The following is a 9,928-nucleotide window of genomic DNA, read 5'->3' on the forward strand; positions in this document are numbered from 1 at the left end:
CCTTGTCGACCATGGTTCCCCCTCCACGCGGTCGATGAGCGTCCTTGGAACGGTAACAACGCCCGCTGACAGCAAGGACTTTGCAAAGGCAGAGGTGAATGTGATGTCCGCTACACCGGCCGGCCGATCAGCATCGCCGGCGCGCCCGCCACCCGCGTCAGGAAGACCGTCACCGCGTTCGACCCCTGCGGCTTCACCCTACGGCGGGCGTCCTCGGTTTCCACTGCGCTGTGGGGCTACTTCACCACTAGTGCTTTGACTTCACGTTCGCACAGTAGAGCCTTCAACTTCGATAGCGCCAAGGAAGGTTCGTCGAGGGGTGGTGTGTCCGGCCCGTACCGGCCGGACATCACCAGAAAACCGGCCTACAGCAGGCCGTCCCACATCTGCTCGAGGAGGACCGACCACCAGCTCTCCGGCGACGACAGCGCCGCCGGGTCCAGGGCCGCCAGTTGGGCCTGGAAGTCGACCGTCCAGCGGCCCGCCTGCTCCGGGGTGAGGCCGAAGCGCAGCCGCCACATACGGCCGAGCAGCGCCAGGCAGCGCACGAACTCGGGCAGGCCCGTGTTCACGAACTGCGGGGCCACGGGCTGGCCGCCCGGGCCGGACTCCACCGGCACCGCCACGATGTGGGCCGTGCCGTACTGGACGCAGATCGCCCGGCCGAAGTCGCTGCCGATCACCAGGTACGAACCGGCGTCGGACGCCGGCTGCACCTGGCGCTGCGCGGCGAGCTCCGCCAGCGTCGGCACCACCGGCTGGGCCGGCTGCGCCCAGAAGAACGGGTTGAAGTCGCCCGGCAGGCCCGCCCACACCAGGGTCGCCGCCACGATCTCCGGCACACCCTGACGCGACACGGCCCGCTGGTCGAACCGGCACAGCCCTTGCGGCCCGAACGCACCCGCCAGCTCCTGCGCCACACCCTCCGGCGGGATCGGCGGCGCCGGCGGCACCTGCGGCAGCGGGGCGCGCACCGGCGCGGGACGGGCGGGACCGTCCGCAACCTGGTGCAACTCACCCTGGTGGGCGAGCAGTTGCCGCATCCCCTGCTGACGCGAGGCGTGGTCCCTGCCGTACGGGGCGATCGACGTGATCCGCGCCTGCGGCCATGTCTCCCGGATCATCCGCGCGCAGTACGCACCCGGCAGCTCGCACGACTCCAGCTCCGTGTGCAGTTCCAGCACCTGCTGCGGCGGCACGTTCATCGCGCGCAGCTCGTGCAGGATCTGCCACTCCGGGTGCGGGGTGCCCGGCGCGGAGCGGCGGATCAGCTGGGCCTCCGAGCCGTCGGGTGCGCGGTAGCGAAGGACGGCCTGGTAGCCGGGGCCGACCGTCGGCACACCGGTGGGCTGCTGGGGGTAGCCGTACGGCGGACGCCCGCCGCCCATCGGAGGCTGCGGCGCGTTCGGCACCGGGCCGGGGGCGCCGGGAGGACCGGGCGGACCTGGAGGCTGCGGAGCCCCCGGACCCATCTGCGCGGGACCGGCCAGCATCGTCGCGGCCTGATGCACCCCACCACCGGGCGGCGGCGTAGAACCCGGAGGCGGCGTCGAACCAGGAGGCGGCGGCGAGCCGGGCGGGCCGGGCGGCTGCGGCGCCCCCGGACCCATCTGACTCGGATCGGCCAGCATCGTCGCCGCGTGATGCACCCCACCACCGGGCGGCGGCGTCGAACCGGGAGGCGCGGGAGGACCGGGAGGCGGCGGCGTGGAACCCGGCGGCCTCGGCGCACCGGGCGGACCCGGAGGCTGCGGAGCCCCCGGACCCATCTGCGCGGGACCGGCCAGCATCGTCGCGGCCTGGTGCACCCCGCCGGCGGGCGGCGGCGTCGAACCAGGAGGCGCAGGCGGACCGGGAGGACCGGGAGGCTGCGGACCCTCGGGGCCGAGCTGCGAGACGAGTTGGGTCGGCAGGTCGCCGCCCGCCGGGGCGCCGGGCGCGCCCGGACCCGACGGCGGCGGCGTCGCGCCGGCGGCCGGCCGTGCGCCGGGCGTGCCGGGAGCACCGGGCGGCGGCGGGGTCGTCGAGCCCGTACCACCACGCGCACCGCGCGGCGGCAGGACGGCCTTGCTCGTCGCCGCGTCCGCGATGTCGGCGGCACCGGCGCCCGGAGCGGGCGGCGGCGTCTGCTGCGACGGCTGCGGCGGCTCCGACTGCGGCTGCGCGCCCAGTCCCGGCACGATCGCGGTCCTCGGCAGCTGACTCCCGCCCGACATCAGCGCCGTGGGCGCGTCTGCCGCGACAGGCGGCGGTGTGCTGCTGTCGTCCAGCGACACCGGCGGCGCGAACACGGTGGCCGGCAGCGGCACCGACGCGTCGTCAGGACCCGCGGAACTGGTGTCCGTCCAGCCGGTGCCGCCGGACGGCGTGGCAGGGACCCCGTCGGACGCCGTCGGCTCGTAGTCGGCCGCCCCGGCACTCGGCCACGCGGATCCGCCCCGCGAGGCGTCCGCGCCCGGCGACGAACCGGCCTCCGGCCAGCCGGACCCCGCCGACGACGACGCGGACGCAGCGGAGGAGGAAGAGGACGAGGAGGCGGACGAGGGGGTCGAAGACAGCGACGAGGCAGCCGAACTGCCCGTCGCCTGCGACGCGTTGCCGCCGATCGAACCCCGGCCGTCGGACGTCCCGGCAGCGGGGGCCGATGACGCGTCCACACCGGAGGCGGGAGCAGCGGACGCCGCCGGAGCCGAGGGCCCGGCCGGAGCCGAGGAGTCCGACGACGAACGCCGGTCGGGGATACCCATCCTGTCCGCCGCGTCCTGGAGCCACTCTGGCGGGCTCAACAGGAACGACGTCTGGTTCAGATCTATCCGCTGCGGCGCTTCCGGCGCCGGAGCCTGCGAGGCGTCCTGGGCGCCTCCGTACTCCTCCTCGTACCGGCGGATCACCTCACCGACCGGCAGCCCCGGCCACAGCGTCGCCTCACCGCTGTCCCTGGCGATCACCAGCCGCTGGCGGCCGCCGTCGGAACGGGCCCCCTGCTCGCGGTCCTCCGCCCACACGACGAATCCGAGGTCGAACTCGCGGACCCGCACCTCACGGTGCTGGTACGCGGGCACGTCGCCGTTGACCCACTCCTCGGCGCGCTCCTGCGCCTGCGCGAAAGTCACCACCGGTCGATCACCCCTCGCCCGAAACGGGAACGGCACGCGCGAAGCCGCCGTCCACCATCAGATTCGCCACGGTCTCCAGCTCCGGCGGATTGCCCGCGAGCCGCTGCAGGAACGCGTCGAAGTCCTCGCCGCAGGGCAGCAGCAGCCTCTCCACGCGCTCCTGCACGTTCCACCCGTCCTGGTCGCGGGCGTCGTCGTACGCGCAGAACCACACCGAACCGATGTCCGCGCCCCGCACCTTCAGCGCGAGGATCCCGCCCTGGGCGAACGCGACGCCCAGATAGTCCTTGGTCAGATGGTCCCGCAGGCACTTGTTGACGTACACCAGGTCGTTGACCGCGGCCTCTTCGCGCACCGTGAAGAACGGCTGGTCCACCAGCAGACCCAGCTCCGCGTCGAGCGCCGCGCCGACCGGCGCGGAACCGCCCGCCGCCTTGAGGAAGGAGCGGTACGCGCCGGGCAGGCGGTAACCGAGATCCTCCTCGACGTGCCGCAACTGCTGCTCGCTCACCGACACGGCGCCCTTCGGCAGGCCGAAGTGGGCGGGCCGCGTCTCCTGGAGCGGGCGCGTGCCCCGCTTGGAGTGGTCCACGGCCGCCGTCGTCAGACCGCCGTGATGCCGCAGCAGCGCCTTCACCTCGACGGGCACGAGCTCCAGCCGCCGCGAGTTCGGTACGTGGTGCCACGTCCAGCCGTGGGGCGTCGCGACCGCCGGGACGGTGTCCCACAGGGGGTGCCCGTGCGCGGCCAGAGCGGCGTTCGCGGAGACGAAGTCCGTGAGGCGCAACTCGTCCACGCCGAAACCCTCAGGAGGCTCGGCGATCTCCGCGGCCGCGCGGGCGTACGGCGAGAAGTCCGGGTATCCCCCGTCGTCGACCCGCACCCCTCTGGGGTGACGGGAGGCACGGACCGGGTCCGGGAAGTGCACGACCTGCCCGGCGTAGGCCGCATTCGGTGGCGCGGTACCCGCACCGGCCCCGGGGCCCGTAGCTGCCCCCAGGCCTTGCCGACCTGTCGTCATGGCGTTCTGCCCCCTGCTGGCTTCTGGCTGGTTCAGCACAGCCTAAGCGGTGCGGCAATAGTGGCTGCCGGGCCTCCGGTTCCGTAACGAAGAGTCACTTTCGAGTGACCCATAGACCATGCGGCGACACCACGGCGACACGTTTCAGCTACCCAGCTTCCTTACCAGCCACCCCATTTGGCAGGCTGTCTACCGCACCACGGGGGAGTGCACGGGAGGGACGGCAACACCATGCACACAGCGCAACCAAGCACATCAGGTGATCCACGCCTCAGCTGGAGCGCCGACGGGTCCGGACAAGCGCCCGGACTGCGGCACCGCCGTGACGGAATCCTGCCCGCCGTGGCGGCCGCACTCTCCGTACGCGGCGAGACCCTCACCTGCACGGCCGGGAAGGGCGACCAGCCGCCCGTCCTCCACCCCCTCGTACAGGATTTCCTCGACACCCTCACGAGCGGCCAGCGCGAACGCTTCACCGGACGCTGCCCGGAGGCGATCCTGCTGTCCCGCCATCTGACCGCCGCGGAGACCCAGCGCTCCAAGCGCGCCCAGCGCAAGCCCCTCACCCATGGCGAGGCCCGGCGCGCGCTCAAGCACGCCAAGCTCACCGCACGCCGCATCCGCGAGGACGGCGACCCCCTGCACGGCAGCTACGCCCCGCCCTGCCGGTCGTGCACCGCGATGCTCGACCACTTCGGCGTACGCCCCGTCGCCCCGACCGCACCCGAGAACGGCTGAACCGCGACCGATGCCCGACCACCTCAGCACCACCCGCTTCCCCGTCGCCGTCGACGCCGCGCTGCGCGATGCGGGCTGGCAGCCAGGCCGCTGGGACATCAAGCAGGCCGAGCACTGGGCGGACACCCTGCGCGCACATGTCTCGCCGGCCGGCCATCAGCACACGGTCTTCCCTGCCGCCGTGGAGGCATGGGCGGAGTTCGGCGGGCTCACCGTCGTCGCGCCCGGGCCGGGACGGCAGCACGCGCCCGCGCCGCTGCGTTTCGACCCGCTCGAAGGCCTCCACCTGGCACGCACCCTGGCCGACCTCGGCCGGGCCCTCGACACCGAGATCTCGCCGCTCGGCATGGAGGGCGACCAGCAGGCGGTGCTGGCCATGGACATGGAAGGCCGGGTCTACAGCATCGACCACACCGGCGACTGGTATCTCGGCGCCGACATCGACCAGGCCCTGACCACCCTCGTCACCGGCGTCCAGCCCACCCGGCTCACCCCGGGCTGAGCCGCGACCCGGAATCCACCGGCACCAGGGACTGACGGCACACCCGGGCCCGGCGGCCCGGCACATGGCGCGCGACCGGGGCCCGGGGACCCCCGCTCACCGCAGGCTTTCCGCCCGGCCGGTTCCCGTGGCCACGCTCACCGCAGGCTGACCTCAGCCCGGTCGGGCAGTACCGCCGACACCCGGAAGCCCCCCGCGTCCGTCGGCCCCGACACGAAGACCCCGCCCAGCGCGGTCACCCGCTCCCGCATACCCACCAGACCGTTGCCGCCGCTCGGCAGCCCGGCGTCCGCCGCGCCACCCGCCGCGTCCGGGGCGCCGTTCTCCACCTGCATCGCGACCTCCTCGTCGCGATGCGCCAGCCGCACCATCACCTTGGCGCCCGCCGCGTGCTTGTGGACGTTGGTCAGCGCCTCCTGGATCACCCGGTACGCCGTCTGCTCCACCTCGGGCGGATACACCCGTACGTCCCCCTGCACGGCGAGCTCCACCACCATGCCCGCCTGCCGCGACTGGCCCACGAGCACCTCGATGTCCGCGATGCACGGCCCGTCCTCCGCGGCGGCAGCGGCGGCGGCCGCAGCCGCCGCGCCCACCGCGGCCAGCGGCGGCACGTCCGCCTGCGCCCTCACCCGGCTCTCGCCGGAACGCAGCACCCCGAGCATCTCCCGCAGCTCCGTCAGCGCCTGCCGGCCCATGTCCCCCACCAGCGCCGCGTTCTTCACCGCCTTCTGCGGGTCCTTCAACGCCACCGCCTGCAACGCCGCCGCGTGCACCACCATCAGACTCACCCGATGGGCCACCACGTCGTGCATCTCACGCGCGATACGGGTCCGCTCCTCCTGACGCGCCCACTGCGCCCGCTGCTCCGCCCGGTCGGCCAGCAGCGACAGCTCCTGCTCCAGGCTGTCCGCCCGCTCCCGCAGACTCTCCATGAGCCGCCGACGGGCCCCTATGTAGAGGCCGAGCAGCACCGGAGGGGCCGTCAGCCCGAGAGACATGAAGACGGCCATCAACGGTACGTACGGTGCGCTGTAGTCCCCCGCCTCCACGTCCTGCCGTACGCGCACGAACGTCACGATGAACGTCGCGGACAGGGCCATCCCCGCCAGCGTCGCCGTGATCCGCCGCGGCACGTCGGACGCGGCGAGCGTGTACAGCCCGACGAGCCCCATCAGAAAGCCCATCTCGGCCGGCGTGGTCGCGATGGACACCAGGACGACGGCGATCGGCCACCGACGTCTCAGCACCAGCACGGACCCGACCGCCAGCCCGAACAGCACGCCCAACGGCACGGGCAGCGCGGCCTGATCCGCGAACCCCACACCTTGTAGCGCGCACTCGACGGCGGAGGCGACGGCAAGTCCCACGTCCAGCACGGCACTGCGCCGCCGTCTCCACCACAGCGGACCCCGGGCGGTCGAACCCGAGGCCTCCTGCTGTGCCCCCGTTGTGGTCATGTGTTCCAGCCTACGGGCGGGTGCGAGTCATTTTCACGGGAGCACGACAGCATCCAGCGAGCTCGTTTCCGAGGAGGAATGCCCCAGATCCGCTCGAACTGGTGAATCGACCAGAGTTTCGACCCGGACGTCCGCATTCCGGATGACGATCACCGTCACTCGCGAGCGGATGCGCGTCCACGCCACCCGGAGCACCGACCTTTACCGTCGCACAGAGGGCACTTGGTACGGCATAGTGTTGGGTGCCCAAACAGGCGCCTGGCCATTTCGTCCGGTTCAGTCGCCTTTGGTCCCCTGTGGTGTAATTGGCAGCACTGAGGCTTTTGGTGCCTTATGTCCGGGTTCGAGTCCTGGCGGGGGAGCTGTTCGCCTTCGGGTCCTGGCCTACCGGTCGGGACCCGCGCTCGTTTCCGGCCCGAAACCCCCCGGTATCCTTCGGATGTCCCACCACCCGAAGCCGAAGGGCATTCCCGTGAGCGCCAATCGCCCGGCAGCCGTCGTCGTCCTCGCAGCGGGTGAGGGCACCCGCATGAAGTCGAAGACTCCCAAGGTCCTGCACGAAATCGCCGGACGTTCGCTCGTCGGACACGTCGTGTCCGCGGCACGTGAGCTCGACCCCGAGCAGCTCGTGGTGGTCGTCGGGCACGCACGGGAGCAGGTAGAGGCGCACCTCGGGGAGCACTACGCGGGCACGCGCACCGCCTTCCAGGCCGAGCAGAACGGCACCGGGCACGCGGTGCGGATGGGGCTCGAGGAGCTCGGCGGCCGCCCTGAAGGGACCGTCGTCGTCGTGTGCGGCGACACCCCGCTGCTCTCCGGCGCCACCCTCTCCGCGCTGGCCGCGACGCACTCGGCCGACGGCAACGCCGTGACCGTGCTGACCGCCGAGGTGCCGGACTCCACCGGCTACGGGCGCATCGTGCGGGACGCCGCCACCGGCACCGTGACCGCGATCGTCGAGCACAAGGACGCCACCGACGAGCAGCGCGCGATCCGTGAGATCAACTCCGGTGTGTTCGCGTTCGACGGGCAGCTCCTCGCCGACGCCCTGACGAAGGTGCGGACGGACAACAGCCAGGGCGAGGAGTACCTGACCGACGTGCTCGGGATCCTGCGCGAGGCGGGCCACCGGGTCGGCGCGTCCGTGGCCGGCGACCACCGCGAGATCCTCGGCATCAACAACCGGGTGCAGCTGGCGGAGGCCCGCAAGCTGATGAACGAGCGGCTGCTGGAGCAGGCCATGATGGCCGGCGTCACGGTCGTGGACCCGGCTTCGGTGATCGTCGACGTGACGGTGACGTTCGAGCCGGACTCGGTGGTGCACCCCGGTACGCAGCTGCTGGGCACCACGCACATCGCGGAGGGCGCGGAGGTCGGTCCGAACTCGCGTCTGACGAACACGACCGTGCGTGCGGGCGCCCGGGTGGACAACACGGTGGCGGATTCGGCCACCGTGGGCGAGGGCGCCTCGGTGGGCCCGTTCGCCTACCTGCGGCCCGGTACGCGTCTCGGCGTGAAGGCCAAGGCGGGCACGTTCGTCGAGATGAAGAACTCGTCGATCGGTGAGGGCACGAAGGTGCCGCACCTGTCGTACGTGGGCGACGCGACGATCGGCGAGTACACGAACATCGGCGCCGCGAGCGTCTTCGTGAACTACGACGGGGAGGCGAAGCACCACACGACGATCGGGTCGCACTGCAAGACGGGCTCGGACAACATGTTTGTGGCTCCTGTCACGGTCGGGGACGGTGCTTACACCGCCGCGGGCTCCGTGATCACTAAGGATGTGCCGGCGGGTTCGCTGGCCGTCGCCCGCGGCCAGCAGCGGAATATCGAGGGTTGGGTGGCTCGCAAGCGCCCCGGAAGCGCGGCCGCCCAGGCTGCCGCGGCGGCAACGGAACAGGTCGCCGAGGAGAACTGACCGAAAACGGCTGCGTCGAACTCGGCGTACCGTGATACGTGCACACAAAATTCGGCTGGCTCGCGTCCAGGACCCTGGTGCCCTGACTTCCGCGACCAGAGAACACGTCTGAGGAGACAGTGCTGTGACCGGGATCAAGACGACCGGCGAGAAGAAGCTGATGCTCTTCTCCGGCCGCGCCCACCCCGAGCTGGCCGAGGAGGTTGCACACCAGTTGGGTGTGGGCCTCGTCCCGACGAAGGCTTTCGACTTCGCCAACGGCGAGATCTACGTCCGCTTCCAGGAGTCCGCCCGTGGTGCGGACTGCTTCCTGATCCAGAGCCACACGGCGCCCATCAACAAGTGGATCATGGAGCAGTTGATCATGATCGACGCTCTGAAGCGGGCCTCCGCCCGGAGCATCACCGTGATCATCCCGTCCTACGGCTACGCCCGTCAGGACAAGAAGCACCGCGGCCGTGAGCCGATCTCGGCCCGTCTGATCGCGGACATGCTGAAGTGCGCGGGTGCCCACCGCATCCTCACGGTGGACCTGCACACGGACCAGATCCAGGGCTTCTTCGACGGCCCCGTGGACCACCTGTCGGCGCTGCCGGTGCTCGCCGACTACGTGGGCGCCAAGGTCGACCGCAACAAGCTGACGATCGTCTCCCCGGACGCCGGCCGTGTGCGTGTGGCCGACCGCTGGTGCGACCGGCTGGACGCGCCGCTGGCGATCGTCCACAAGCGCCGCGACAAGGACGTCGCCAACCAGGTGACCGTCCACGAGGTCGTCGGTGAGGTCGAGGGCCGCGTCTGCGTGCTGGTCGACGACATGATCGACACGGGTGGCACGATCTGCGCCGCGGCGGACGCGCTCTTCGCGCACGGCGCGGAGGACGTGATCGTGACGGCGACGCACGGCATCCTGTCCGGGCCGGCGGCGGACCGCCTGAAGAACTCGAAGGTGAGCGAGTTCGTCCTGACGAACACGCTGCCGACCCCCGGCGAGCTGGAGCTCGACAAGATCAAGGTGCTGTCGATCGCGCCGACGATCGCCCGGGCCGTGCGCGAGGTCTTCGAGGACGGCTCCGTGACGAGCCTCTTCGAGGAGCAGGCGTGACGGACGGACGCGACGGCCGGCCGTAACGGCCAGGCGTAACGTTCCGCAAGGGCCGCCCCGCATTGCGC

At 71.8% G+C, this 9,928-nt stretch carries 8 protein-coding genes and 1 tRNA gene; 5 read left to right on the top strand and 4 right to left on the bottom strand.

The window, feature by feature from the left end; genetic code table 11:
- Positions 1 to 110 precede the first annotated feature (110 nt).
- The 3 genes from ACWGH4_RS23180 to ACWGH4_RS23190 form a co-directional block, all read right to left on the bottom strand.
- Positions 111 to 224 carry a hypothetical protein gene (locus tag ACWGH4_RS23180; RefSeq protein ID WP_453463980.1) on the bottom strand — a complete coding sequence of 38 codons (114 nt, stop codon included), beginning with the start codon at positions 222 to 224 and terminating at the stop codon, positions 111 to 113.
- A gap of 141 nt (positions 225 to 365) precedes the next feature.
- Positions 366 to 3,116, bottom strand: a complete 2,751-nt coding sequence (locus tag ACWGH4_RS23185) for an SUKH-4 family immunity protein (protein WP_453463983.1) — start codon at positions 3,114 to 3,116, stop codon at positions 366 to 368.
- Between the two features lie 7 nt (positions 3,117 to 3,123).
- Positions 3,124 to 4,137 carry an SMI1/KNR4 family protein gene (locus tag ACWGH4_RS23190; protein WP_453463986.1) on the bottom strand — a complete coding sequence of 338 codons (1,014 nt, stop codon included), beginning with the start codon at positions 4,135 to 4,137 and terminating at the stop codon, positions 3,124 to 3,126.
- A 231-nt stretch (positions 4,138 to 4,368) separates the two neighbouring features.
- Here ACWGH4_RS23190 and ACWGH4_RS23195 point away from each other — a divergent pair, with 231 nt between their 5' ends.
- Together ACWGH4_RS23195 and ACWGH4_RS23200 are read left to right on the top strand one after the other, a co-directional pair.
- Entirely contained in the window at positions 4,369 to 4,875 is a 507-nt protein-coding gene (locus tag ACWGH4_RS23195) for a YwqJ-related putative deaminase (RefSeq protein WP_159691193.1), read from the top strand.
- A 10-nt stretch (positions 4,876 to 4,885) separates the two neighbouring features.
- Entirely contained in the window at positions 4,886 to 5,377 is a 492-nt protein-coding gene (locus ACWGH4_RS23200) for an SUKH-3 domain-containing protein (protein ID WP_441264958.1), read from the top strand.
- A gap of 137 nt (positions 5,378 to 5,514) precedes the next feature.
- On the opposite strand, the gene ACWGH4_RS23205 is transcribed toward ACWGH4_RS23200, so the two are convergent.
- Positions 5,515 to 6,837, bottom strand: coding sequence for a histidine kinase (locus ACWGH4_RS23205; protein WP_441264959.1), 1,323 nt, complete (start codon positions 6,835 to 6,837; stop codon positions 5,515 to 5,517).
- 290 nt (positions 6,838 to 7,127) lie between these two features.
- On the opposite strand from ACWGH4_RS23205, the gene ACWGH4_RS23210 reads away from it, so the two are divergent.
- From ACWGH4_RS23210 to ACWGH4_RS23220, 3 genes are all read left to right on the top strand, one after another.
- Positions 7,128 to 7,199: transfer RNA gene (locus ACWGH4_RS23210), tRNA-Gln, on the top strand.
- A 110-nt stretch (positions 7,200 to 7,309) separates the two neighbouring features.
- Positions 7,310 to 8,758, top strand: coding sequence for a bifunctional UDP-N-acetylglucosamine diphosphorylase/glucosamine-1-phosphate N-acetyltransferase GlmU (glmU, locus tag ACWGH4_RS23215; RefSeq protein WP_453463991.1), 1,449 nt, complete (start codon positions 7,310 to 7,312; stop codon positions 8,756 to 8,758).
- Positions 8,759 to 8,882: 124 nt separating this feature from the next.
- Positions 8,883 to 9,860, top strand: coding sequence for a ribose-phosphate diphosphokinase (locus ACWGH4_RS23220; RefSeq protein ID WP_441264961.1), 978 nt, complete (start codon positions 8,883 to 8,885; stop codon positions 9,858 to 9,860).
- Positions 9,861 to 9,928: the final 68 nt, after the last annotated feature.

It is taken from the genome of Streptomyces sp. NPDC054847, from assembly GCF_053610925.1.

Excerpts from the sequence above, each read along its gene's own strand:
- ACWGH4_RS23200 (WP_441264958.1), top strand. The coding sequence starts at position 4,886 with ATGCCCGACCACCTCAGCACCACCCGCTTCCCCGTCGCCGTCGACGCC.
- ACWGH4_RS23205 (WP_441264959.1), bottom strand. The coding sequence starts at position 6,837 with ATGACCACAACGGGGGCACAGCAGGAGGCCTCGGGTTCGACCGCCCGG.
- ACWGH4_RS23190 (WP_453463986.1), bottom strand. The coding sequence starts at position 4,137 with ATGACGACAGGTCGGCAAGGCCTGGGGGCAGCTACGGGCCCCGGGGCC.
- ACWGH4_RS23195 (WP_159691193.1), top strand. The coding sequence starts at position 4,369 with ATGCACACAGCGCAACCAAGCACATCAGGTGATCCACGCCTCAGCTGG.